General features: G+C 73.2%; 20 protein-coding genes. 8 read left to right on the forward strand and 12 right to left on the reverse strand.

Features of this window, described 5'->3' with window-relative positions; all coding sequences use genetic code 11:
* Window positions 1-70: 70 nt before the first annotated feature.
* The 4 genes from BU52_RS04870 to BU52_RS04885 form a co-directional block, all read right to left on the reverse strand.
* Window positions 71-6364, reverse strand: a complete 6294-nt coding sequence (locus BU52_RS04870; protein ID WP_051857913.1) for a non-ribosomal peptide synthetase — start codon at window positions 6362-6364, stop codon at window positions 71-73.
* A gap of 225 nt (window positions 6365-6589) precedes the next feature.
* Complete coding sequence (locus BU52_RS04875; RefSeq protein ID WP_037928595.1) at window positions 6590-7858, reverse strand: PP2C family protein-serine/threonine phosphatase; 1269 nt, start codon at window positions 7856-7858, stop codon at window positions 6590-6592.
* Window positions 7859-7962: 104 nt separating this feature from the next.
* On the reverse strand, window positions 7963-8169 hold the full coding sequence (locus tag BU52_RS04880) for a hypothetical protein (protein ID WP_037928598.1): 207 nt from the start codon (window positions 8167-8169) through the stop codon (window positions 7963-7965).
* Window positions 8170-8486: 317 nt separating this feature from the next.
* Entirely contained in the window at window positions 8487-9722 is a 1236-nt protein-coding gene (locus tag BU52_RS04885) for a glycosyltransferase (RefSeq protein ID WP_037928601.1), read from the reverse strand.
* Window positions 9723-9955: 233 nt separating this feature from the next.
* On the opposite strand from BU52_RS04885, the gene BU52_RS04890 reads away from it, so the two are divergent.
* Window positions 9956-10825 carry a GNAT family N-acetyltransferase gene (locus BU52_RS04890; protein WP_037928604.1) on the forward strand — a complete coding sequence of 290 codons (870 nt, stop codon included), beginning with the start codon at window positions 9956-9958 and terminating at the stop codon, window positions 10823-10825.
* 195 nt (window positions 10826-11020) lie between these two features.
* On the opposite strand, the gene BU52_RS04895 is transcribed toward BU52_RS04890, so the two are convergent.
* Window positions 11021-12034: a LacI family DNA-binding transcriptional regulator gene (locus BU52_RS04895; RefSeq protein WP_037928607.1), complete on the reverse strand. Its 1014-nt coding sequence runs from the start codon at window positions 12032-12034 to the stop codon at window positions 11021-11023.
* Between the two features lie 302 nt (window positions 12035-12336).
* On the opposite strand from BU52_RS04895, the gene BU52_RS04900 reads away from it, so the two are divergent.
* From BU52_RS04900 to BU52_RS04915, 4 genes are all read left to right on the forward strand, one after another.
* Window positions 12337-13644 carry an ABC transporter substrate-binding protein gene (locus BU52_RS04900; protein ID WP_037928609.1) on the forward strand — a complete coding sequence of 436 codons (1308 nt, stop codon included), beginning with the start codon at window positions 12337-12339 and terminating at the stop codon, window positions 13642-13644.
* A 92-nt stretch (window positions 13645-13736) separates the two neighbouring features.
* Complete coding sequence (locus tag BU52_RS04905) at window positions 13737-14732, forward strand: carbohydrate ABC transporter permease (RefSeq protein ID WP_037928612.1); 996 nt, start codon at window positions 13737-13739, stop codon at window positions 14730-14732.
* Between the two features lie 12 nt (window positions 14733-14744).
* Window positions 14745-15659, forward strand: a complete 915-nt coding sequence (locus BU52_RS04910; protein ID WP_037928616.1) for a carbohydrate ABC transporter permease — start codon at window positions 14745-14747, stop codon at window positions 15657-15659.
* 70 nt (window positions 15660-15729) lie between these two features.
* Window positions 15730-17166 carry a GH1 family beta-glucosidase gene (locus BU52_RS04915; protein ID WP_037928619.1) on the forward strand — a complete coding sequence of 479 codons (1437 nt, stop codon included), beginning with the start codon at window positions 15730-15732 and terminating at the stop codon, window positions 17164-17166.
* 133 nt (window positions 17167-17299) lie between these two features.
* On the opposite strand, the gene BU52_RS04920 is transcribed toward BU52_RS04915, so the two are convergent.
* The gene (locus BU52_RS04920) at window positions 17300-17710 is read right to left on the reverse strand and encodes a RidA family protein (RefSeq protein ID WP_037928622.1); all 411 of its coding nucleotides are present in this window, start codon (window positions 17708-17710) and stop codon (window positions 17300-17302) included.
* 78 nt (window positions 17711-17788) lie between these two features.
* On the opposite strand from BU52_RS04920, the gene BU52_RS04925 reads away from it, so the two are divergent.
* Together BU52_RS04925 and BU52_RS35205 are read left to right on the forward strand one after the other, a co-directional pair.
* Entirely contained in the window at window positions 17789-18160 is a 372-nt protein-coding gene (locus tag BU52_RS04925) for a winged helix-turn-helix transcriptional regulator (RefSeq protein ID WP_037928625.1), read from the forward strand.
* 118 nt (window positions 18161-18278) lie between these two features.
* Window positions 18279-18434, forward strand: a complete 156-nt coding sequence (locus BU52_RS35205; protein ID WP_157847811.1) for a hypothetical protein — start codon at window positions 18279-18281, stop codon at window positions 18432-18434.
* 62 nt (window positions 18435-18496) lie between these two features.
* Here the strand turns inward: BU52_RS35205 and BU52_RS04930 are convergent, their stop codons facing one another.
* From BU52_RS04930 to BU52_RS04950, 5 genes are all read right to left on the reverse strand, one after another.
* On the reverse strand, window positions 18497-19918 hold the full coding sequence (locus tag BU52_RS04930; protein WP_037928628.1) for an NAD(P)/FAD-dependent oxidoreductase: 1422 nt from the start codon (window positions 19916-19918) through the stop codon (window positions 18497-18499).
* Complete coding sequence (locus tag BU52_RS04935; RefSeq protein ID WP_051857915.1) at window positions 19911-21101, reverse strand: MAB_1171c family putative transporter; 1191 nt, start codon at window positions 21099-21101, stop codon at window positions 19911-19913. Before BU52_RS04935 ends, BU52_RS04930 begins: the two co-directional genes overlap by 8 nt.
* A gap of 4 nt (window positions 21102-21105) precedes the next feature.
* Window positions 21106-21705, reverse strand: coding sequence for a toxin-antitoxin system, toxin component (locus BU52_RS04940; RefSeq protein WP_157847813.1), 600 nt, complete (start codon window positions 21703-21705; stop codon window positions 21106-21108).
* On the reverse strand, window positions 21702-21887 hold the full coding sequence (locus BU52_RS04945) for a hypothetical protein (RefSeq protein ID WP_037928630.1): 186 nt from the start codon (window positions 21885-21887) through the stop codon (window positions 21702-21704). Before BU52_RS04945 ends, BU52_RS04940 begins: the two co-directional genes overlap by 4 nt.
* Window positions 21888-22041: 154 nt before the next feature.
* On the reverse strand, window positions 22042-22941 hold the full coding sequence (locus BU52_RS04950) for an NAD-dependent protein deacetylase (RefSeq protein WP_037928633.1): 900 nt from the start codon (window positions 22939-22941) through the stop codon (window positions 22042-22044).
* A gap of 484 nt (window positions 22942-23425) precedes the next feature.
* Here BU52_RS04950 and BU52_RS36155 point away from each other — a divergent pair, with 484 nt between their 5' ends.
* Window positions 23426-24262 (forward strand): endonuclease/exonuclease/phosphatase family protein, encoded by an 837-nt coding sequence (locus BU52_RS36155; protein ID WP_037928635.1) that lies wholly within the window; start codon window positions 23426-23428, stop codon window positions 24260-24262.
* A gap of 409 nt (window positions 24263-24671) precedes the next feature.
* Here the strand turns inward: BU52_RS36155 and BU52_RS04965 are convergent, their stop codons facing one another.
* Window positions 24672-25172, reverse strand: a complete 501-nt coding sequence (locus BU52_RS04965) for a hypothetical protein (RefSeq protein WP_037928640.1) — start codon at window positions 25170-25172, stop codon at window positions 24672-24674.
* Between the last annotated feature and the right edge of the window lie 92 nt (window positions 25173-25264).

Below are 25264 nucleotides of genomic sequence, written 5' to 3' on the forward strand. Positions count from 1 at the left end.
CGGGCGGCGCCCGCCGTCCGGCGGCCGCGTCGGCCGCAGGGACGGCGGGTGCGGCCGCCGGGGGAGGGCGTCAGAGGTCGGCCGTGAGGGACAGGTCGATCTCGTCGTCGCTCATCTGCGAGATGAGTTCCAGCAGGCGCCGCTCCACCTCGGCGGCGAGCCGCTCCACGGTGGGGTGCTCGAACAGGTCGCGGACCTGGAGCGGGCAGTCGAACGCGGTCCGCAGCCGGGAGGCGACCGCGACCGCGCGCAGGGAGTGGCCGCCCAGGGCGAAGAAGTCGTCGTGGACGCCGACCTTCGGCAGGTCGAGCACCTCGCACCAGATCTGCGCCACGACCGTCTCGGCCGGGGTGCGCGGTGCGACGCCGGCCTGCGGAGCGGAGGCCTCGGGCCCGGGCAGGGCGGCGGTGTCCAGCTTGCCCTGCACGGTCAGGGGCAGGGCGTCCAGGAGGACGAACGCAGCCGGCACGAGGTAGTGGGGCAGACGGGCCCGGCAGTGCGTGCGCAGCGACTCCTCGGACAGCCCGTCGCCCGCGGCGTAACCGACGAGCGCCGTCTCGCCGCCCAGGGGGCGCACCACGACGGCCGCGCCGCGCACCCCGGGGTGCGCGCGCAGCACCGCTTCGGCCTCTCCCGGTTCGACGCGGAAGCCGCGGATCTTGACCTGGTCGTCGTTGCGGCCGAGGAACTCCAGGTTACCGTCGGGCAGCCGGCGGACGACGTCACCGGTGCGGTAGAGACGGCCGCCGGGCCTGCCGAACGGATCGGGGACGAACCGCTCGGCGGTCAGGGCGGGCCGACCGAGGTAACCGCGCGCCGTCTCCGGTCCGCCGAGGAGGAGTTCGCCGGGTACACCGGTCGGGACGGGTTCGCCGAGCGGGTCGAGCACATAGGCACGGCGGCTGCCCAGGGGCCGGCCGATGGGCACCCGGCCGGCCGGGGCCGCGGCGACGGTGTGCGCGGTGGCGGAGATCACCGTCTCGGTGGGCCCGTAGGTGTTGACCACGGGCACGCCGGGCAGATGGGCGAACCAGCGCGCCAGGGGGTCGGCGGGCAGCGTCTCCCCTCCGGTCACCAGCAGCCGCAGGGAGGTCAGCAGGGGCGCCAGGGCGTCCAGGCGGGCCACCAGCTCCGTCCAGTACGAGGGGGTCAGCTCCATGACCGTCACCCGTTCGGCGGCGACGTACGCGGCGAGCTCCTCCGGCGTCCAGATCTCGCCGGGGCGCACCAGCACCGTCGCCCCGGTGCTCAGCCCGGGCAGGATCTGCTCGAGCGAGGCGTCGAAGGACGTGGAGGCGAAGGTGAGCACCCGGTCCCGCGCGGTCAGCCCGAACGTCTCGCGGGCGGTGGCGACATGCGCGTCCAGGGCGTGGTGCTCCACGCCGACGGCCTTGGGACGGCCGGTGGAGCCGGAGGTGAAGATGACGTAGGCGAGGTCGTCGCGGTGGGGGGTGTGACGAGGGCCGGCGGGGTCGGGGAGGACGTCGCCGACGTCGACGGCGGCGGTCCCGAGGGCGGCGGCGCGGTCCCGCGTGCCCGCGTCGCACACCAGGTGCCGTACCGCGGCCTCCTCGCACATGTACCGCAGCCGGTCCTCGGGCAGCCGGGGGTCGAGCGGGACGTGGACGCCGCCCGCCCGCCAGACGGCGAGCATCGCCGCCACGGACCAAATGCCGCGGCCGACGCACACCCCCACGGCGTCGCCGGGGACCGTGCCCGCGCGGACCAGTGCCGAGGCCAGCCCGCCGGTGAGGGCGTCCAGGCGGGCATGGTCGAGCACCGTGTCCCCGCAGACGACGGCCGGGGCGTGCGGCGGGCCCGCCACCTCGAACGGCGGCGCCGGCTCCGCGTCCCGGCCGGCACCGGCGAGGAGGTGGCGCCGCTCGTCCGCCGAGAGCAGGGCGGCCTCGTCGGCGCGCGTGGCGGGGTCCGCCAGCAGGGCCTCGAGGACGCGGCCGACGTGGCGGGCGAACCGGGTCGCGGTGTCCGGGTCGAACAGGTCGGCGGCGTACTCGACGTTGAGTGCGAAGCGGCCCGGCCGGATGACGAAGGTGGCGGTCAGGTCGAACTTGGCCGACCCCCAGGGCAGCGCGAAGTCGGCCGTCTCCGTACCGGGCAGGCCGGTGCCGGCCGCGGAGGACTCCTGGACGTCGACCATGGCCTGGAAGAGCGGATTGCGGGACAGGTCGCGTTCCGGGCGCAGCCGTTCCACGACCTGCTCGAACGGCACCCCCTGGTGGTCGAAGGCGCCCAGGACGACGTCGCGCACCCGGTCCACGAGGGAAGCGAAGGAGGGCCGCCCGGACAGGTCGGTGCGCAGGACGACGGTGTTGACGAAGAAGCCGATCAGCGGTTCCAGTTCGAGCCGTCCGCGTCCGGCGACGGGGGTGCCCACGCAGATGTCGGTCTGTCCCGTCCAGCGGGCCAGCACCGTCTGCGCGGCGGCCAGCAGCACCATGAAGCGGGTCGCCCCGCGCTCGCGGGCGAGGGCGTCGACCCGGTCGACGAGCGCGCCGGGCAGGTCGATCTCGACCGCGCCGCCCCGGCCGGTGAAGGCCGCGGGCCTCGGCCGGTCGGTGGGCAGGTCCAGCACGGGAGCGTTCTCCAGGACCCGCTCCCAGTAAGCGAGTTGCGGTTCCAGTGCCCCGTTCTCGGCACGCTCGCGCTGCCACACGGCGTAGTCGCCGTACTGCACCGGCAGCGGCGCGATCGAGGCACGCCCGCCGGCCAGGCGGGCCGTGTAGTGGCGACCCAGTTCGTCCAGCAGCACGCCCTTGGACCAGCCGTCGGTGACGGCGTGGTGGAAGGCGAGCAGGACCACGTGGTCGTCGTCGCGCAGCTCCCACACGCCGGCCCGCAGCAGCGGCGGCCGTGCCAGGTCGAAGCGGCGGGTGGCGTGCGCCGTGGCCAGGCGCCGTACGGCCGCCACGCGTTCCGCCTCGTCCGGGGCCTGCGGTGCCGGCTCCCACAGCAGGGGCACCGCGGCCGGGTCGCAGACCTGCTGCACGGGGCGCCCGTCGGACTCGACGAGGGCCGTGCGCAGCACCTCGTGGCGTTCGACGAGGTCGTCCAGGGCCCCCTGCCACGCGGCACGGTCCAGGCCGCCGCGCACCCGCCAGCAGTACCACAGCAGATACGCGTCGCCCCGGTCGGAGGTGCGGTCCAGGAACCACAGTCGTTCCTGCGCGAAGGACAGCGGCAGCGGCCCGCCCCGGTCCACCGGGACGACCTCGGCGGTGCCGCCGGCGCGGGCCGCGGCCACCTTCGGGGCGAACGCGCGGACGGTGGGGTGCTCGAAGAGGGTGCGCAGTTCGATCTCCCGGCCGAGGCGCGCGGCGATCCGGGAGACCGCCATGGTGGCGAGCAGCGAGTGGCCGCCGAGGTCGAAGAAGCCGTCGTCGATGCCGATCCGGTCCAGGCCCAGGACGTCGGCCCACACCTCGGCGACGATCCGCTCGGTCTCGTCGCGGGGCGCGGTGTACGCGGGGTCGTCGGCGGACCGGGTGTGTGCCGGGTCGGGCAGTGCGGAGCGGTCGAGCTTCCCGGACACGCCGACCGGCAGGGCGTCCAGGACGACGAACTCGGACGGCACGGCGTAGTGCGGCAGGTGGCGGGCGCACCAGGCGCGCAGTTCCGCCCGGCCGGGGGCGGCGGTCGCGTCCGGGGCGGGGACGACGTAGCCGGTCAGGCTGCGTCCGGTGGCCCGGTCGGGGCGCACGGCGGCGGCGCCGACCGACGGGCATGCGCGCAGCACGGTCTCCACCTCGCCCAGTTCGATCCGGAAGCCGCGGATCTTGACCTGGTCGTCACTGCGGCCCAGGAACTCCAGCTCGCCGCCGGGTGTCCAGCGCACGAGGTCGCCGGTGCGGTAGAGGCGGCCACCGGGCGGCCCGAAGGGGTCGGGCACGAAGCGCTCGGCGGTGAGAGCGGGGCGCCCGAGGTAGCCACGGGCCACCTCCGTGCCGCCGATGAGGAGCTCGCCCCCCACACCGACCGGCACCGGTTCGCCGTCCGCGTCGACGACGTACACGCTGCGGCCGCCGAGCGGCCTGCCGATGGGCACGGTGTCCCCCGGCGGGCCGTCGGCGTCGTGGGTGGTGGCGGTGACCGTGGTCTCGGTGGGCCCGTACGCGTTGCAGACCCGCACCCCGGGCACGGCGGCGCGCCACACGGCGAGGGTGTCGGCCGGGACGGCCTCGCCGCCGAGGATCAGCAGCCGCAGGGAGCCCAGGGCGCCGGCCAGCCGCCGGTCGAGGGAGAGCGTGAGCTCCGACCAGTAGGTGGGCGGCACGTTGACGACGGTGAGGCCGTACCGCTGGACGATCTCCGGCAGCTGCGTGGGCAGCCAGGGTTCGTCGGGCCGCATGACGACGGTGGCGCCGCAGGTGAGGGCGGGCAGCACCTGGTCGAGGGAGGCGTCGAAGGCGAAGGAGGCGAAGGCCAGCACGCGGTCCGCGGAGGTGATCCCGAAACGCCGCCGGGCGGCCGCGACGTGCGAGGCGAGGGCGGCGTGTTCCACGCCGACCGCCTTGGGACGGCCGGTGGAGCCGGAGGTGAAGATGACGTGGGCCAGTTCCCGGGGGTGCGGCCGGTGGCGGGGGGCGTCCGCGGCCGGGGAGAGCGCGGCGACGTCCACCGTGACCGGTGCGAGCGGCGCGGCGAGGCCGGCGGTGGCGGGTTCGGTGACCACGCAGGCCAGCCGTGCCTCCCCGGCCATGTACCGCAGCCGCTCGGCGGGCAGCTCCGGGTCGAGTGGCACGTAGACGCCCCCCGCCCGCCAGACCCCCCCGACGGCGGCGACCGACCACGGGCCGCGGCGCAGGAGCACGCCCACGGCATCGCCCGCGCCCACCCCGGCGTCGCGCAGCGCGGCGGCCAGTGAGCCGGTCATGGCGTCGAGCCCGGCGTAGCTGACGCTGTCCTCGCCGCAGCGCAGGGCGGTGGCCTCGGGATCACCGCGGAAGGCGACCGGCTCCGCGGGCCCGGCCGGCCGGCCGGGTGCCCGGTGCCACTCGGGCCGGGGCCGGCCGCGGCCGGCGGGCCCGTCGGACAGGGCACGCAGCAGGTCCTGCACGGGAGTGTCCGGATCGGCGAGGACCGCCCTGAGCAGGGCCGTGTAGGTGCCGGCGAAGGCCCGCATGGTGGCGGCGTCGAAGAGAGCGGTGGCGTACTGGAGGACGGCGGCGACGCTGCCGTCGGTCCGCAGGGTCAGGTCCAGGAAGACGTCCAGCGGGGTCTCGGTGAGCGGCGGCTCGACCAGCGTCACCTCCAGGCCGGGCATCCGCACCGGCTGGATCGGTGCGTTGAGCAGGGTGAACGACGCCTGGGCGAGCGGGTGGCGGGACAGGTCCCGGGAGCCGCCGAGGGCACCGACGACGAGGTCGAAGGGGGCCTCGGCGTGGGCCAGGTCCACCGGCACGCGACCGCGCGCCCGGTCCAGCAGGGTGCCGAAGCCGGGTCTGCCGGCCAGGTCGGCGCGGAGCACGACGGTGTTGACCAGGGGTCCGATGAGCGTATCGGCGCCGCGCCGGGCCCGGTCGGCGAGCGTGCTGCACACGGCGACGTCGGTACGGCCCGCCCAGTGCCCGAGAAGTGCCTGGTAGGCGGTGAGCAGGAGGGTGTACCGGGTGACGCGCCGGGAGCGGGCGAGGGCGTCGACCGCGGTGACCAGGCCGGCCGGCAGGTCGAAGCGGACCACGTCGCCGGAGCCGTCCCAGACCCGCGGGCGCGGCCGGTCCGTGGGCAGGTCGAGCGGGGTGAGACCGCGCAGCCGCTCGCGCCAGTGGCCCAGGAGCCGCTCCAGCCGCTCGCCGCGCAGCCGTTCGGACTGGGCGCGGGCCAGGTCGGTGTGGCGCAGGGCGGGCGGGGCCACCGGCTCACCCCGGTAGCCGGCGGCGAGTTCGTCCAGCAGGACGCCCCATGACCAGCCGTCCACGGCGATGTGGTGCACCTCCACGAGCAGCAGGTGCTCGTCGGGGGCGACGCGGGCGAGCACGGCCCGCACCGGGTGCTGCGCCGACAGGTCGACGGGGCGCCCCAGCCGGCGCGCGAACAACTGCTCCGGCCCGTCCGCCTCGACATGCTCCAGTGCGAGGTCCGCGGGCGGGTCGACCACCGGGACGGGCTCCCCGCCGACGGCGCGGAACCGGGTGCGCAGCACCTCGTGCCGCGCCACGATGCCGGACAGCGACCGCTCCAGCCGGTCCGCGTCCAGCGGACCCCGCAGCCGCAGGACCAGCGGAAGCATGGAACCGGTGGAAGAACCGGCCAACTGGTCCAGGAACCACAGGCGGCGCTGCGCGAAGGATGCCGCGCCGGGGTCGACGTCGATCGGAGCCTTGTCGTGGGCCGGTCCTGCTGTCACTGTGAGCCTCCAAGCGGTGTTTTGCAGCAGACTGCCGCCGGCGGCCGGGGGCCCATAGGGAAGAAGACGCAGCACCGCGAGCAGAGCCGGCCGCGGGCACCGTGGCGGGCCCTCGCCCGGTCACCTCGGGACGCCCGCGGACATGCTGGCGGGGCCGTGCGGGCGGGCCGCGTCCCGGCTCGGGGGCGCGCCGGACAGGCGGCGGTGCTCGCGGCTCAGCCGACGTCAGAGACGGACGACGACCAGGGCGATGTCGTCGAGTCCGCCGTGGGCCACGCCCAGGCGCGTGAGCAGGGTGTCGGCCAGCTCGTCGGGGTCCATCCGGGCGTGACGGGCCAGAGTGTCGGTGAGGCGGAGCAGCCCCGCGTCGATGTCCTCGCCGCGACGTTCCACGAGACCGTCCGTGTACAGCACGAGGGTGTCGCCCGGCGCGTAGGGCACCGTCACCTGCGGGCGCGACGTCTCCTCGCTCATGACCCCCAGGGGCGGCTCGGTGGCCTGGTCGAGCAGGTCGACGGTGCCCTCGGGACGGCACAGGGCAGGCGGGAGGTGACCCGCGCAGGTGTAGGTGACGGTGCGGTTGCGCACGTCGATGACGGCCTTCGCCGCGGTCGTCGCCAGGGCGCCCTCGAAGGTCCGGGCGTACTTGCTGAGGACGTCCATCGCCCTGCCGGGTTCGGGAACGGCCCGGATGGCGGCGGACAGGGCGCTGCGCAGCATGCCCATCACGGCGGCGGCCTCCAGACCGTGGCCGACCACGTCGCCGACCGCGACGGTGAACTGGCCGTCGGGCAGATCGACCACGTCGTACCAGTCGCCGCAGACGTTGAGGGACCGGGTGGCCGGCATGTAGCGCACCGCGATCTCACGGTGTCCGGCCAGATCCGGCGAGTGCAGCATGGCCTCCTGCAGGGCGAGGGCGGTCCGGCGCTCCCGGTCGTGGGCTTCGCGGAGTTCCTCGTTGAGGTGCTGCAGGTCCTGTGCCCGGGTGAACAGTTCGGTCTCCAGCGCCTCCCGTTCCCTGTGCGCGACCGCCTCGTCGGAACCGGGGGCGAACGAGGGACGGGCCGAGCGGGAGGGACGGGAGAGCATGAACTCGGTCATGTCCACCACCCGGTGGATGATCCACCGGACCTCTCCGTCCGGGCCGAGGACGGGTGTGTTGAGGGGGGACCACCATCTGGACCGGAACACTCCCGGCCGCCCCGGGAGAGCGAGGTCGTACCTCTGCACCGCCATCGTGTCCGGCTTCTTCGAGCTCAGGACCCGGGCCAGGGAGGCGGTCAGGTTGGCCACGCCGTCGGCGGCCGCATCCCCGGGATTGTCGGGGTGGGCGTCGAAGAGGAGCCGGCCGACGAGATCCTCCCTCCTCCGGCCCGTCACCTGGAGGTAGGCCTCGTTGACCTCCGCGACCCTCAGGCCGGGGTCCAGCAACAGCAGAGGGCTGGGTGTCGCGGCGAACACCGCCCGGAAGTCGATATCCGATGTGCTCACGCGCGCTCCCGGTCCGTCCGCCTGCGTGCTCTCCCCTACGACTATGCCCCCGCCCCCCGGCCGGACGCCGCCGGAGGCGAGGTGATCGGCGGTCCGGGGCGAGGTCAGCCGGTGCTGGCGCGCAGACGGGTGATCGCGGCCTCCAGATCGTCGAAGGCCCGTTGCTCCCGGCGCGGGGAGGCGTGTGCCGCAGGGAAGAGGCTCTCACGAGCCCCCCGGGCCCGCGCGTAGGCGTCGAAACGGACGACGACGTCGTCGATCAGGTCCTGCGGCGGGGGAGAGGGCTCACGGGACGCGTGGTGGGACGGCATGGCGGGTCATTCCGGGTGAGGGGGATACGGCCGTGTGTGCCGGGACACCACCGTGCGGAGTCCGCCTCGTGCGGGCGGTCCAGGCGGTCCCGCCGCGGCCTTCTCGGAGCGACCGACCGGACGCCGAGCGGGGGTTTCCGGCACACAGCGGTGCACCCTACGCAGGCCGTCCGCCCCTCGACCGGTCCGCAGGTCGGCAACCTTCAGGGCCCTGAGACTGCCGGGAGCGGGCAGGAACTGGGTCCACCCGACCCGGAACGCCGGGACACGACCCGGCCGGGAGGCACCTCGCACCGCCGCCGGACGGCGCTCGCGGTTCACCGGGACGCGGACGGTGTGGCCCGGACGGCCGTGTCGAGCAGCAGCCGCGCGGCCACCGCCGCCCCGTCGGTGCGGACGGCACCGGCCACGGCCCGTGCCCGCCTCCGGACCGCGGGATCCAGGGCAGTCCTGAGCGCGGCGGACAGGGAGTCGCGGGTCGGCTCGGGGCCGTGGTGCACCGAGCCGATCCCCAGCTCGGCCACCCGGGTGCCCCAGTACGGCTGGTCCACGATCCGGGGGACCACCACCTGAGGGGCGCCGGCGCGCGCGGCCGCCGTCGTGGTCCCCGCCCCGCCGTGGTGCACGACCGCGGCGACCCGGCGGAACAGTGCCTGCTGGTTCACCTCCCCGATGACGAAGCAGTCGTCGACATCGTCGACCGGGGACGGGTCCGCCCAGCCGCGGGCGAGGAGCACGCGGTGGCCCTGCGCACGTACGGCCTCGACGGCCGCCCGTGCGATGCCTGCGGGGGCGTGCGCCGCCATGCTGCCGAAACCCACGTACACCGGCGGTGCGCCGGCCCCGAGGAACGCCTCGAGACCCTCCGGGAGCGGGCGTTCGTCGGGCAGGAACCACGCCCCGGTCCGCACGACGCCGAGGTCCGTCATGCCCTGCGCGGGCCACAGCGTCGCGTCCGCCGCCAGCCACGGCCGGTCGGTGAGGACGTGGTCGCGGACGTTGCCCACGGGCGGCAGGCCGATCGCCGCCCGGTGCCGGTTGAGCGCTTCCCCGTACAGCGCGTTCACCCTTTGGGCGTCCTGTTCCCACAGCACCCGGTTGTCGGTCTCGTCCCGCGGGGACGGTGTACCCGGCCGCGCACCCGGCGCGACGTGCCGCGACGGCAGGCCGACCGTGTGGAAGCAGGCGAACACGTAGGGGATGCCGAGCTGCTCGGCCACGTCACGGGCGCCGGCCGGCAGCAGACCGGTGGCCAGCAGCGCCTGGCAGCCGTCGGCTGCCGCCGCCAGGGTGCCGAACCGTGCGGCGACCAGCTCCGGGGCGAGCCGGAACGCGTCCCGTGCCGTCGGTGGCGTGTCACCGGCCACCACCGAACGCACCGTCGGGCCGAGCGGCACCAGGGGCACGCCCGCACGCGCGAGCAGGGTCACGAACTCCTCGTCCGGCGGCGCGCACACCCGTGCCCGGACGCCGAGTGCCCGCAGCGCCACCGCCAGTCCCGCCAGCGGTTCGACGTCTCCCCGCGAACCCCATGTCGTCAGCAGTACTCGCACGTCGTGTCTCCCGTTCACGCAGGTCATGGCGCTGGGTCGCCGATTCTGCGGTACGACCGGGGCCTTGCCGCAAGCCCCCGGGTGCGCTATACGTTGAGCGTGGCAAGGAATGCGTACTCCTTGCCCTTTCTCATGCCGTCCTCCGCGGACACCCTCGTGGACGCCGGCGTCCACGAGGGTGTCCGGCCGGAGACCGCCTTCCCAGGGGCCGGGGCAGTCAGGGATCATGAAGCATGCGCCCGGACGACTGGCACCTCACCGAAGACGTCGAGGAATTCCTCGCCCGAGCGGGCGACTTCCTGCGCTCGCGCCCGGCCCTGCACACCATGGCCCTGTCCGTGACCGAGAAGCTGCGCACCCTGACCACGGCCGCCGTCGGTGCCCCGGCTCCCGTCTTCGGCCTGCTGGAGCAGGGCGGCACGGTCCGCGCCGCCTTCTACCGCCTGCCGTCCCGCGGCCTGAGCGTCACCCCGCTCACCCCCGGGCAGGCCGACGGCCTCGCCGCCCACCTGGTGGGCCTCGGGCACGCACCTCCCCACGTCACGGCGGACCACGGAACCGCCACCGCCTTCGCCGAGGCCTGGCGGCGGCACACGGGCGCGACGTCGGCGTTCCGCGTCGGACTCCATCTCCTCCGCCTGGGCACGCTCACCCCGCCGGACCCGCAACCGGCGGGCAGTGCCCGGCGCGTGGGCGCGGGGGAGCAGGAGCACCTCATGCGCTGGTGCCGTGAGTTCGCCGCGGACGTCGGGGAAGCCGTCACCATCGACGCCGGCTCCTGGACCTCGACACGCTTCGCCGAGAAGAGCTACACGTTCTGGGAGACCCCGGACGGCACGCCCGTCTCCATGGCGGGCGTGAACCCGATGGTCGGGGGTCAGGCCCGGATCGACCCCGTCTACACCCCCGCCCACCTGCGGGGCCGCGGCTACGCGGCCGCCGTGACGGTCGCGGTGAGCCGGGCCGCACTGGCCGCGGGAGCCGAGGAGGTCGTGCTCTTCACCAACGCGGCCAACCCCACCAGCAACGCCCTCTACCGGCGCATCGGTTACGTCCCCGTCGCCGACTGGACCGTCTACGACTTCACGTACGCCACCGCTTGAGGCCGGTACGTCGGACGCCCGGGTCGCACACCGCCGGCGCCGGGCCACCGGTGCCGTCCGGGGCACACCGGATGCCGGCCTTGTACGCCCGGCGGGCCCGCGGTCGCGCACACCGCGCCGAGCCCGGCCGCCGGGGGCGACCGGCCCGCACGGGACCACCGGCCGCCGACGCGCCGGACCTACGACGCGCCGGACCTACGACGACTCGCGCACGACCAGCTCCGTCGGCAGCGTCCGCTGCTGCCGGGGAGCGCCGTTCAGGGTGATGTCGGTGAGGATCCGGGCCATCGTGCGGCCCAGTTCCTCCACCGGCTGACGCACCGTCGTCAGAGGCGGATCGGTGTGGCGCGCGAGCACGGAGTCCTCGAAGCCCACCACGGCGACATCACCGGGCACCCGCCGGTTCCGCCGGCGCAACTCGGTCAGGGCGCCGACCGCCATGAGGTCGGAGGCGGCGAACACGGCGTCCAGGTCCGGCGCGCGTTCAAGAAGCGAACGCATGGCGCGGATGCCGCTCTCCTCCGTGAAGTCGCCTGTCTCCACCAGCAGTTCGGGAGCCGGCACACCCGCCTCCGCATGGGCGGCACGCCATCCGGCGAGCCGGCTGCGGCCGACGTCCATGTCCTGCGGGCCGGTGATCGTGGCGATCCGCTTCCTGCCGCGGTCCAGCAGGTGCCGGACCGCCTGGGCGGCCCCTGAGGCGTTGTCGGAGTTGACGTAGCTCAGCTGCTCGCCCGCGTCACGGCGGCCGGCGAGCACGGTGGGCAGGCCCATCTCCTCCAGCATGCCGGGCAGCCTGTCCTCGGCGTGGACGGAGACCAGCAGGACGCCGTCCACGCGGCGTGTCGCCACCGATTCGGTGAGCTGGTCCCGCTCGGCCTGGTCCCGCACCAGCATGAGCTGCAGCTGCGTCCGGCTCTCGGCGAGAGCGCCGCTGACGCCGCGGATCAGCGCGGCGAAGAACGGCTCCGAACCGAGCCTGCTCTCCGATTCCGGGATCACCAGGGCCACGGCGTTGGTGCGGTTGGTCACCAGACCGCGGGCGACCGAGTTCGGGACGTAGTTCAGTTCCTTGATCGCGGCCAGGACCCTGGCCCGCGCGTCGGCACTGACGAGCTCCGAACCGTTGACGACACGGGAGACCGTGGTACGGCCCACGCCGGCGCGGGCGGCGACCGTTTTGATCGTGGGACGGCGGTTGCCGCTCATGTGCTCCCCCCTCGGCGGCCGCGGCGGCGCTGTCCGCCGCGGAGATGACCAGCGGCAATTCTTGCAGACGCCGTCGTCGGTACCGCACCGCAGCGGGACGGGCCATCGGGCACCGTGCTCGGTTCGTGATGACGAGTTGTTTTCAAGTGATTGACAGATCCATCCATGAGCCGGGAGTCTTCGAGACGCGGTGGGAACGTGCCCACCCGTGAGTGGGCACGTTCCCACCTCTATCAGAGCCGCTGTAGTCATCGCAGAACTCGTCACTCCGATGTGTCAGCGCCGTCGCTAGGAGGAGATCCATGGGCACTCTCGGTTCACTGCGCGCGAAGGCGGTGGCGACAGTCGCCGCCGTCGGTGCGCTGGCGCTGGTCGCCGGTTGCGGCGGTGGCGGTGATGCGGCCACCGGCGGTGGCAAGAAGGACGGCAAGGTCACCATCACGATGGGCCTGTTCGGCGTGATGGGCATCAAGGAGACGGGGCTTCTCGAGCAGTACGAGAAGGAGAACCCCGATGTCGACATCAAGGCGGAGATCGCCGGTGACGAGCAGACGTACTACACCGCGCTGCAGACCAGGCTCGCCGCCGGCAACGGTCTGAAGGACATCCAGGGCATAGAGATCGGCCGGGCCAAGGAGATCACCGAGACCCAGTCGGACAAGTTCGCCGACTTCACCGGCACGGCGGGCACCGACCACTTCCTGCCCTGGAAGCAGTCCCAGATCAGCACCGCCGACGGCAAGGTGCTGGGCCTGGGCACCGACATCGGCCCCATGGCCGTCTGCTACCGCAAGGACTACTTCGAGAAGGCCGGGCTGCCCACCGACCGCGAGGAGGTCGGAAAGCTGTGGGAGGGCGACTGGAGCAAGTACGTCGAGGTCGGCCGCTCCTTCAAGAAGGACTTCAAGGGCGGTGACGTGGCGTACATGGACTCGGCCAGCGGCCTGTTCAACGCCATGGTCTACGGCCACTCCGAGCAGTACTACGACGAGAAGGGCGAACTGATCCACGACAAGAACCCGGTCGTCAAGGAGGCCTGGGGGCTGTCGGCGGACGCCGCGGAGGAGGGCCTGACCGCCAAGCTGCGCCAGTTCCAGCCGGGTTGGGACCCGGGCCTGGCCAACGGCACGTTCGCGACCGCGGTGTGCCCGGCCTGGATGCTCAGCCACATCAGCGAGAAGGCCGGCGACGCGAACAAGGGCAAGTGGGACGTCGCCAGGGCGCCCAAGGGGGCCAACTGGGGCGGTTCCTTCCTCGGGGTGATCGAGAAGAGCCCGGTGAAGGAGGAGGCGCAGAAGCTGGTCGCCTGGCTGACCGCGCCGGAGCAGCAGGCCCACATCTTCAAGGAGATCGGCAACATCCCGTCCTCCGAGAAGGCGCTGGAGTCCGCCGACGTGAAGGGCGCCAAGTCCGAGTACTTCAGCGACGCGCCGATCGGCGAGATCTTCGGTGCCGCCGCGAAGGAGATCCCGGACAAGCAGGTCCTCGGCCGCAAGGACGGCACGATCAAGGACACCTTCTCGCAGGGCCTGGCCCTGGTCGAGCAGGGCACCGCCCGTGACAAGGCGTGGAGCACCACCATGGAGCGCATCGAGAAGGCCGTCGGCTGACCCTGCCGTCCCCGTGGTCGTCCCGGGCCCGCCGGCAGTGCGCGGGCGGGCCCGGCCCCGGGTCACACATCCGCTCTCAGGAAGGAAGTCCGGTGGCCACCTCCACCACCAAGGCCCTGGCCGGCGAGGACCCGCCAGGCACGCCCCGCAGGAGCGGAGGCGAGGGAACGGCCCGACGGCGCGGTGCGCTGCTGCACCGTCTTGACGTCAAGGGCGCGCCGTTCGCCTTCATCGCGCCGTTCTTCATCGTCTTCGCCGCGTTCAGCTTCTACCCCCTCGTCTACACCTCGTGGATCTCCCTGCACGACGTGGAGCTGGCCACCCTCGACGTCATGGAGTGGGTGGCGTTCGACAACTACGTCGAGCTCTGGGGCGACTCGCGGTTCTGGAACGCCCTGCAGAACACCCTCACCATCGGCGTCATCTCCACGGTGCCGCAGCTCCTGATGGCCCTCGGCCTGGCGCACCTGCTCAACTACCGCATGCGTGCCTCGCTGTTCTTCCGCGTTGCCTCGCTGGTCCCGTACGCCACCTCGGTCGCCGCGGCCGCGCTCGTCTTCACCATGATCTTCGAGCGTGACTTCGGCATGATCAACTGGGCGCTCGGTGCGGTCGGCGTCGACCCGGTGGACTGGGAGGCCGACAAGTGGCCCGCCCAGGTCGCGATCTCCACCATCGTCATCTGGCGCTGGACCGGCTACAACGCCCTGCTCTACCTGGCCGCCATGCAGGCCGTTCCCGCCGACCGGTACGAGGCGGCCTCCCTGGACGGAGCCTCCCGGTGGAAGCAGTTCACCCACGTCACCGTCCCCGGGATCCGCTCCACCATCGTCTTCACCATCGTGCTCTCCACGATCGGCGCCACCCAGCTGTTCGGTGAACCGCTGATCTTCGGCCAGGGGCCCAACGGCATCACCGGCGGTGCCGACAACCAGTACCAGACGCTGGGCCTGCTGCTGTACGAGGAGGGCTGGAAGAACTACCAGATGGGCCGCTCGGCCACCGTCGCCTGGGCGATGTTCCTGCTGCTCGTCCTCGCCTTCGTCGCGCAGCGCGTGATCAAGCGGCTGCGTTCCCGTACGTCCTGACCTGGAGTCGTCATGACCACCCACAGCCTCCCGGTCCGGACGGACACCCCGGACCGCGCCCCCGCCCGGAAGCCGGCCGGCCGCCGGCTGCTGCGCCAGCGCGCCGGCCGCCAGCACCACGCGGGCCCGCTCGCCTACGTCCTGCTCGTCGTCATGGCGGTGCTGTCCATCTTCCCGCTGTACTGGACGATGGTGGCGGCCTCCACCGACAACACCCGGGTCAGCCAGACACCACCGCCCTTCCTGCCCGGCCCCAACCTGTTCAGCAATCTCGCCCGGGCCTGGGACGAGGCGGCCATGGGCAGGGCCATGATCAACAGTCTGATCGTGGCCGGGGTGATCGCCCTGTCCACGGTGATGTTCGCGACGCTCGCCGGATTCGCCTTCGCCAAACTCCGGTTCAAGGGACGCAATGCGCTGCTCATGCTGGTGATCGGCACCATGCTGGTGCCGCCGCAGCTCGGCGTCGTCCCGCTGTTCATGATGATGTCCGAACTGGGCTGGTCGCAGCAGTTGCCCGCCGTCATCTTCCCCACGCTGGTGAGCGCGGTCGGCGTGTTCTTCATGCGGCAGTACCTGTCCGAGGCCCTGCCGGACGAACTCGTCGAGGCGGGACGCGTGGACGGGGCGCACTCCCTGCGCATCTTCTGGAGCATCGTGCTGCCCGTCGCGCGGCCCGCCATGGCGGTCCTGTTCATGATCACGTTCGTGCACGCGTGGAACGACTTCTTCTGGCCGTTCGTGGTGCTCGACATGACCAACCCCACGGTCCCCGTCGCTCTCACCCAGCTCAGCGCGGGCTACGTCCGCGACCAGTCGCTGATCATGGCGGGCGCGCTGCTCGGCACGCTGCCGCTGCTGGCGATGTTCGTCGTCTTCGGCCGCCAGATCGTCAGCGGCATCATGGCCGGCGCCGTCAAGGGCTGACCCGCCGCGCCCCCCACCGACTCCCACCAGGCACGCGCCTGCGAACCCCCTCACCCCCGAAAGGACTTACGTGGTCACCGCACAGCAGACCGCGTCCGCCCCGGACGCCGCCGGTACCTTCCCCAAGGGCTTCCTCTGGGGCTCCGCCACCGCCTCCTACCAGATCGAGGGAGCCGCCACCGAGGACGGCCGTACGCCGTCCATCTGGGACACCTACGCCCGTACCCCCGGCCGGGTCCGCAACGGCGACACCGGCGACGTCGCCACCGACCACTACCACCGCTGGCGCGAGGACGTCGCTCTGATGGCCGAACTCGGCCTGGGCGCCTACCGCTTCTCGCTGGCCTGGCCCCGGATCCAGCCCACCGGCCGCGGTCCCGCCGTCCAGAAGGGCCTGGACTTCTACCGGCGCCTGGTCGACGACCTTCTGCACAAGGGCATCCAGCCCGTCGCCACCCTCTACCACTGGGACCTGCCCCAGGAGCTGGAGGACGCCGGGGGCTGGCCCGAGCGCGCGACGGCCGAACGGTTCGCCGAGTACGCGGCCCTGGCCGCGGACGCGCTGGGCGACCGGGTGCGGACCTGGACCACGCTCAACGAGCCCTGGTGCAGCGCCTTCCTCGGCTACGGCTCCGGAGTGCACGCCCCCGGCCGCACCGACCCGGTCGCCGCCCTGCGCGCCGCCCACCACCTCAACCTGGGCCACGGCCTGGCCGTCCAGGCGCTGCGCGACCGCCTCCCCGCCGCCGCCCAGTGCTCGGTCACCCTCAACATCCACCACGTCCGCCCGCTGACCGGCTCCGACGCCGACACGGACGCGGCGCGCCGGATCGACGCCCTCGCCAACCGGGTCTTCACCGGTCCGATGCTGCGGGGCGCCTACCCCGAGGACCTGCTCAAGGACACGGCCGAGCTGACCGACTGGTCCTTCGTGCGCGAGGGCGACCTCTCGCGGATCCACCAGCCGCTGGACTTCCTCGGCGTCAACTACTACACGCCCACCCTCGTCTCCGAGGCCGACGGCGGCGGCACCCACACCTCCGACGGGCACGGCAGGAGCGCCCACAGCCCCTGGCCGGGCGCGGACCGGGTCGCCTTCCACCAGCCGCCCGGCGAGACCACCGCCATGGGCTGGGCCGTCGACCCCACAGGCCTGTACGACCTGCTGCGCCGGCTCTCCTCCGACGTCCCGGGGCTGCCGCTGGTCATCACCGAGAACGGCGCGGCGTTCGACGACTACGCCGACCCCTCCGGCCAGGTCAACGACCCCGCCCGGATCGCCTATGTGCGTGACCACCTGGCCGCCGTCCACCGGGCCATCCTGGACGGCGCGGACGTGCGCGGGTACTTCCTGTGGTCGCTGCTGGACAACTTCGAGTGGGCGCACGGCTACAGCAAGCGCTTCGGCACCGTCTACGTCGACTACCCGACCGGCACGCGCATTCCCAAGGCCAGCGCGCGCTGGTACTCCGAGGTGGCCCGAAGCGGGGTCCTGCCCGGCGCCTGACCGGCACCGCCCCACGAGCCCGCCTCCGCTCCGCGTACGAGGGGGAACGGAGGCGGGCTCCTCCACGCCTCCCGGCCAGCGCCGGCACGGGGTGGACGGAGAAGGCAGAGCCGCGTCGGCGCCGGGGACGGACTCAGTCGAGGATCGCGGTCGCCTCCACCTCGACCAGGACGTCGGGCTCGAAGAGGTGGTCGACCCCGATCAGCGAGGAGGGCGGCAGGGGTACCGTCAGCCCGATCTCCTCCGCCACCTGTCCGACCCCTGCCATGAAGGCGTCGATCTTCTCGGGGGCCCAGTCCGTGACGTAGAACGTCAGCCGCAGGACGTCGTCGAACGACGCGCCCGCCCCCGCGAGGCCCTTCGCGGTGTTCCGCAGCGCGTGGGCGACCTGCCCGGCGAGGTCGCCCGGGGCGACGGGAGACCCGTCGGCCGACCGGGCGACCTGGCCGCTGACATGCACGTGGCGCGTGCCGGTGCCCACGGCGACATGCTCGTACGGGGTGGGCTGCATCATGCCTTCGGGTGTGAAACGACGGACGGACATGGAGGTCTCCTCACTTCGGCCATGCGGTATACCTTTGCTACCTGGTAGACGAAGGACACTTCAAGGAGACCAGGTATCGTGCCGGGTACTGCGGACAGCCACGACGGTGAGCTGAGGATCGATCATCCTCACCGGGAGTTCCTCGACCAGGTGCTGGACAAATGGTCGCTGAGCGTCCTCAACGAACTCTGCGAACGGCCCTGCCGCTTCAACGACCTGCGCCGTGCTATCCCCGCGGTGACCCAGAAGTCCCTCACCGCGACGCTGCGCCGGCTCGAACGCAACGGCATCGTGGAGCGCGTGCTCCTCAGTTCCCGCCCCGTCGCCGTCGAGTACCGGATCACACCCCTCGGCAAGACCATGCGACAGCCGGTCGAGGTGCTCCTGGAGTGGATCACGGCCCACATGCCCGAGGTGGAACGCGCGCGGCGCGCCTTCGACCTCGCATGAGCCGTGCGTACGCGGGCCGCTCCGGCCGGGTCCCGCACCACCGGCGTTCCGGACACCCGGCCGGTCCCGGGCTGAAAGAATCAGCCCGCAGGAGGACCCCCGGACGGAAGTGGGAAACATGCAGCCGGCACGCAACGGGATGTCCGGCTCGGCCGAGGCACCGACAGCCGCGGGGCGCACCCGGTGGGGGATCGTCGCCCTGATCCTCGGCGCCCCGGCGCTGCTCGTGTGCGGCCTGCTGTTCACCCTGCTGCTCTGGGTGGTGGCCGGGTGAGGGGCGACCCCGGCACAGGCCTGTGACCGCGTCGCGCCGCTCCGCACCCGGCGAAGGTCCGTCTACCGGGCGGGCCCGTCCGCCTCCTGCAGGTCCCGCAGGAGTCTGCGCTCGGCCGGCGTGAACTGAGGACGGTCGGGCCGGGGACGCAACGGTCCGACCAGAGCCGTCAGCAACACGCCGGGCCGCACCAGCGATGCGGGCGTGGCCTGGAGGGTCAGGACGTCGGTCAGGGCCGTGGCGGCGTGGAACGAGCCCGTCGCGGTGCGCGACAGACGGCTGACGTAGCGGTGCAGCAGACGGTCGGCGACGGTCGGGGTCCTCCCGGTGGTCGTCCGGAAGTGGATGTCCGTCCCCACGGCCAGGGTCCACGCCGTGTCGACGCACGTACCGATGGCGCGCTGGGCACGGCGGGCGAGGCCCGGTGCCGGGCCCGCCGCGTACACGTCGCGCAGGGCGACGGCACCCTGGGCGGCCGCCGACATGCCCTGCCCGTGGAGCGGGTTGAATGCCGCGACGGCATCGCCCAGGACCACCAGACCCTCCGGCCACGGGGTCAGCCGCTCGTAGTGGTGACGCCGGTTGGCGGTGCTGTGGGTGACGCTGACATCGGTGAGCGGTTCGGCGTGCTTGAGGAGATCCGCCATGACGGGATGGCGCAGCGTGCGCGCGTAGGCCTCGAAGGCGTCCGGGTCGGCGGTGGGGTGCGCGCCCGGGGCGCCCATCAGGCTGACGTGCCAGCGGTCCCCTTCGACCGGCAGGATCCCCCCGGCGTTGGCCGGCCGGGGCAGACGCGGGTCGGCCTGCACAGCGACGACCGGCCAGCCGGTGGTCGGGACCGGCGCGCGGAAGAAGCGACTGGCATAGGCGAGACCGGAGTCGACGTGGTCCTCCGTCAGCCCGGTGATCCCCAGCTCCGCCAGCCACCGCGGCATGCGGGAGGCACGGCCGGACGCGTCGACGACGAGATCCGCGCGCAGCTCCCTCTCCGTGCCGTCGGCGCCGCGTACCCGCACGCCCGTGACGCGCCGGCGGTCGCCGAGGAGGGCGACGGCCCTGGTGTGGGTGCGCACGCCGACCCGGGGGTCCTTGAGGACCTGTCCGCGGACGACGGAGTCGGTCAGGTCCCGGCTCGCCGTGATCACGTAGTGGGTGGCGCGTTTCCAGCGGCGGTACCAGCCCTCGGGCGAGTGGATGACCATGTTGGTGGTCACCGGTACGCGATGGGCGCCCGCGGCCAGCAGCAGGCCGGTCGTGCCGGGCAGCAGCGTCTCGATGGCCTCGGCGCCACCGGACTGAAGAAAGTGGATGTGCACCGCCTGGGGTACCCCCGTGCGCGGGGCGGGGCCCTCGGGCAGCTCGTGGGCCTCGACGATCTCGACGGAGTCGACGTGCTCCTTGACGGCGGCCGCGGCGAGCATGCCCGCGATGCTGCCCCCGACGACCACGGCACGGACGGGAGCGCGGCGCGGGGATTCACTCATGGTGGGCTGCTTTCTGCTGGGGCGCACGGTGGTCACGCAGGTCGTGGACGACGGACGAGGCGAGCGACCGGGACAGCGCGGTCAGGTCCCGGGTCCGCGGGACCGTCGTCCCGGTGGGCAGGACCGGCTGCCCGGGGCCGGCGCGTTGCCGCTCACGGGCGGCGAGGACCATCGCGGAATCCGCGACGGCAGCCGCCCGGTCCTCGTCGTCCCCGTTGCGCAGGGCCGTGCGGAGGGCCGCCTCGCGCACGGCGGGGTCGTAGTGGGGAGTCAGGGCGAGGAGGGCGTCGTACAGAGCCGTTCTCCGTCCGGTCAGCAGCACCGCGGGGGGAGTGCGCCACCAGGGCAGGGGAGCACGGATCGCGCCGGGGGTGGGGATGTCCCGGAGGACCCGCCAGAGCGGGGCCAGCCGCCACAGTTCCCGCACGGCACGCGCGGTCTGCGCCACGCGCGGCCCGGCCAGCGGGACGAAGAAGCCTAGCGCGCCGAGAACGCACGCGGGGGCGGAGAACAGGGGGGAGACCCGGTCCACCAGGAAGTCGAGGTCGTGGCCGGTCCACCGGGCGGCGACCGCGGTCAGTCTCAGCACCACGTAGCACACGATGAGGAGGTAGGCGGGCGCCAGGATGCGCAGCCCCGCCCGTAACGAACCGCGGACTTCCCCGGACCAGCGCAGGCACAGCGCACTCGCGATCGCCATGGCCACGCCCTGAGCGACCAGGTAGACGACGATCATCTCCCGGATGAAGGGCGTGGTGGCGTAGTGGACGTCGAACAGTGTGGGCTGTTCCGTAGGTGTCGTCCCGGCCCAGAACAGGACGGCGACGGCGAGGATCGCCAGCCCGTAGACCGTCACGCAGAGCCGGGACACCCGCCGGGTCCGCTCGGGGGGCGCCGGCCTCCAGTTCACCATCAGCAGCAGGCTCGCACCGGAGAAGGCGGTCGTCGTCACGTAGACCACGGGTGCCGCGAAGTTGGTGATCCCGGTGATCCGGTTGAGCGCGGTGATGGACGCGGGAGCGGCGAAGAGCATCAGGCAGCCGGCGGCGAACAACAGGAGGCAGGCCGCGCGCAACAGCGTGTCGTGGCGTCTTCGGAGCAGCGCGGGGAACTTCATGGCGCAGACGAGCAGGAGCATGATCCCGTAGACGTAGAACCCGACGCTGCTCGGCTCGGCCGTCATGCGATCAGACCGGCCGGAAACGATGTGCCATCGACGCCTGGATCCGCCCCGTGAGGTCCCTGGGGTCCTCGGCGGCCCGCGCCTCGTCGAGGGCGGCCCGGACATCCGTGGCGAAGCGGAAACCGAAGTGTTCCGCCTCCAGCTCCTCCCGGAGCCCCGGGCCTTCGGTGCGGGCGGCGAAGTGGAGCCCCGCGTCCATGTGCCGGACGGGTGAGGGACCGGTCCGCGCCGCGGAGGCGACGGCGGCCACGAAGGCGGCCAGCTCCTCCGCCGCCTCCGTGCCGGCGGCACGGGCCGCGGCGTGGACGTGATCGGCACCGTGGTCCGCGAACATGTGCCAGGCCTCGTGACCGATGATCACGACCTGGTGCTCGGGGCCGGTGTTCTCCTCGTAGACGATCAGGTCGTGGTCGGTCCGGTCCACCCACACACCGCTGGCTGTCGCGGGCGGGAACGCCGCCTCACGGAGCCGGACGGGCCGGCCCCGCACCAGGCTCAGGGCCCGGCCCAGGGCGGGAACCAGCTCGGTCCCGCCGGAGAGCGGCCGTAATCCGTTCACCAGTTGGGCGCTCAGCTTCCGCATCGCCCGTGTCCCCGTACTCATCGGTCCTCTTCCCGGTCGTCGAGCTCCGGCAGCGCGTTCGACGTGGCGTCGAGCAGGGACCGTCGCTCCGGCGACAGGTCACGCGCGCGCCGCGGGACGATGCCGCTGACGCCGTCGCGTACGCATCCGCCGGCCGGACGACCTGCCGCTGTCTCCCGGGGGAGGGGCGCGGGTGGCACCACCGAAGAGCTCCTGACGTCGAGGACCGGCTGTTGCCGTGCGCTTCGCAGCCTAGGTGCCCCCGGTGGCACTTCTCAACGCTCATTTCCGGGCGCGTGAAAGGTCGTTGGGCCCGCGGCACGCGTGGGCGAACCCGTGATCCCCGCGTCGACGTGGTCAGGCCGCGGCCCGGCCGTCGAGCGGAACGCCCAGCCGGGCGGCCACGGTGGTGAGGGCCGCTCCCAGCGGGAGCGCCACGCGGGTGAGGGCGTGCCGGTCGCCCCGGGTGGGGTCCCGGTTGACGATCAGCACCGGCTTGCCGGCCTCGGCCGCCTGACGGACGAAACGCAGCCCGGACATCACCGTCAGTGAGGAGCCGAGGACCAGCAGTGAGGACGCCTCACTGACCAGCGTGCGGCAGTGCTCGACCCGGTGCGGCGGCACGTTCTCACCGAAGAACACCACGTCGGGTTTGAGGACGCCGCCGCAGAGGGCGCAGGACACCACACGGAAGTCCCCCACCTGCTCGTCGGTGAGATCGGCGTCGCCGTCGGGATTGATGTCCGCGGCCACGGGGTCGAAGCCCGCGTTGGCCTCCTCCAGCCGCGCCGCGAGTTCGCCGCGCGGGCTGAGGGCGCCACAGGAGAGGCAGACGACCCGGTCCAGGCCCCCGTGGAGTTCCACGACGCCCTCGCTGCCGGCGGCCTGGTGCAGACCGTCGACGTTCTGGGTGATCACGCCCGAGAGCAGCCCGTGCCGTCCGAACCCGGCCACGGCCCGGTGCCCGGCATTGGGCAGGGCACGGCCGAAGGTGCGCCAGCCGAGGTGGCTGCGCGCCCAGTACCTGCGCCGGGCGTCGGCGCTCCCGGTGAAGTCCTGGTAGGTCATCGGGGTGTGCCGGCTCAGACTCCCGCCCTCGCCCCGGTAGTCGGGGATACCGGACTCCGTGGAGATGCCCGCACCGCTGAGCACCAGCACCCGGCCGGTGCCCAGCGCGTCGGCGACCGGCCCCGGGTCCGTGGTGCCCGGCGGCAGGTCCTCGGTGGGGATCCAGCTCAGAGTGGGGCGCATGCGCATGTCGCAAGGGTACGAAACCGGCGGCCGGGCCCGGGAACACGCCGGTGTTCCCGGGCCCCGTACCGCCGATGACACGCGGCCGGGGCAACTCCGGACAGCCCGTCGGGCCCCGGCCCGAAGCCGGCCGGGCAAGTGCTCCGGCCCGGACTGCGGTCGGCGGACGGGCCGTTTGGAGCGCCCCCGCTCGGACACACGAGGGGGCGTTGCCCGACAGGGCGGACTGCCGTACGTCGGCCACCGGGCAGTCGAGGTGGCGCCGGACCCGGTCCGGCAGGCCCTCCCCGTAGGGACCGGACACGGTGGTGTCGTGCCGCTCGCCCCTCTCCGTTCGCCGCCCCGGGCCCGCCGACCCCGGGCCGGGACCGACCCGCCCCCGTCCGGACGCGAGCGCGCCTCGTCGAAGGCCCTCCCATACTCTCGTGCGGAGAGACATCGGACACCGGAGACGTCCGGTGTCACGGGTATCGACGTCGGGGAGGCAGCGGTGTTCGGACGGGGCCCACGGTTGCTCGCGGGCGCGGTGGTCGTCGCCTGCGCGGTGCTCCTCGGCCCCAGTGCGCCCGGCGGAGTCCCCTTCGCCAGGCCGCTGCCCGCCGAGGCCCCCCGGGAGGTCGTACCGAACCGGGTCATGACGTGGAACATCTGCAACCCCTGCGGGACGAGTGACGCGGACCGGGCGGCGGAGATCGCCACCTACGCGCCGCAGGTCATCGGCATGCAGGAAGCGTGCGTGCGTGACGTGGAGAGGATCCGCGCCCACCTGGAGAACCTCTACGGGCTCGTCTACCACGTCGAGTACGGGACGGTTCTCCAGAACTGGGGCCGCTGCGGGGGAGTGCCGTGGAATCCGGGGGCCTACGGGCAGGCGATCCTCTCGGCGGCACCGATGACGGACCGCGTCAGCGTCGAATACCCCGACGGTGGATCCGAGGACCGGGGATACATGGCGGTCACCACCACGGTGGGCGGCCGGTCCGTCCGGGTCTTCAACACGCACCTCGCCCAACGGCGCCAGGAGGCGGTCCGGGCGGACCAGGCAGCCGTGCTCGCCGCGCAGATCGCCCGGCACGACCGCGCCGTCGTCCTCGGAGACTTCAACGCCGTGCCGGACGCGCCCGAACTCACGCCCCTGTGGGCGCTGGCCGAGGACACGGACCCCGAGTGCCGGCCCTCGCCCACCGGCACCTGCGCGCCGACCACCGACTGGCAGAGCAAGTTCGACTACGTCTTCCTGCGCGGCTTCACCCCGCTCGAGCACCACGTGCGGCCCACCCCGTACTCCGACCACCACATGGTCCACACCGACCTGGAGCCGGCGTGAGGGCGTCCGGGGCGGCCGCCGGGACGCCGGCGCGCCACCGGCCCGGCTCCGGACCCGTCACGCCCGCGCACCGGCGGGATGCTCAGGACTGGGGCCGCTTCCCGTGGTTGGCCGGGTGGCCGCGGCGTGCCTTCTTCTTCCGGCGCCTCTTCGAGGACATGCGCGTCTCCCTTCACTGAACGGCCCCCGGACCGGTTTCCGGCACGGGACCTCGCTCCATTGTTCCGCGAGGTCCCGGGCGTCGCGACCGGCACCGTGGCCCTCGGACCGTCCTGCGCGGGGGTGACGTCCCCGCGTGACGACCGCGACGGGGCGGCCGAGGATGCCGACCCGGCCGAGCCGGACGATGACACCGTCCCGCACCTCGGCTCCTGGCTTTGGCACGCCTCGGCCGCGGGCCCGGTCGGTCTCACGGACGGTCCGGCAGTTTCATCCACTCGTCCCAGGTGACGTCCCGGCCGATGAAGCGCGGACGTTCGAAGGGCCAGGCCTCGGCGATCCAGCGCGGAACGAAAGCGTCCAGCGCCCGCTCTAGCGTGCCGCCCACCTCTTCGTCGACCACCCACCAGGAGATCTCGGCGTCGGCTCCCCGCTTCTCCGGTGGGTCGATGTAGACGCATCCGCGCAGCGCGGTGCGCTCCGCGTTCTCGACCGTGTAGTTGAACGACTGGTGCGCTTCGATCTCCGCGGCGTGCCGCTCCAGATCGGCGAGATTCGCCTCGTACGACATCGTGGCCGACGGCCAGCCCCATGCGGGACCGAAGATCGACCACAGCCGCTCCCGCGAACCCATCACCGTCGGATAGTCGAGCGGAGCGTCCGCACCGCTGATCGGCCGCAGCCGGTGGCCCTCACCCTCGGGTATGCCGACGTGGAGAGGGTGGACGAAGTCATGGGGCAGCCAGGTCATGGGCGTGAGCCAACCATGCCGGAAACACACCGCGCAAAGGGATATGTGCCCGCCGACGTGCCGTGGCCGCACCCGTACCGCCGGCCGCCCGT

Source organism: Streptomyces toyocaensis, assembly GCF_000725125.1.
Lineage (GTDB): Bacteria > Actinomycetota > Actinomycetes > Streptomycetales > Streptomycetaceae > Streptomyces > Streptomyces toyocaensis.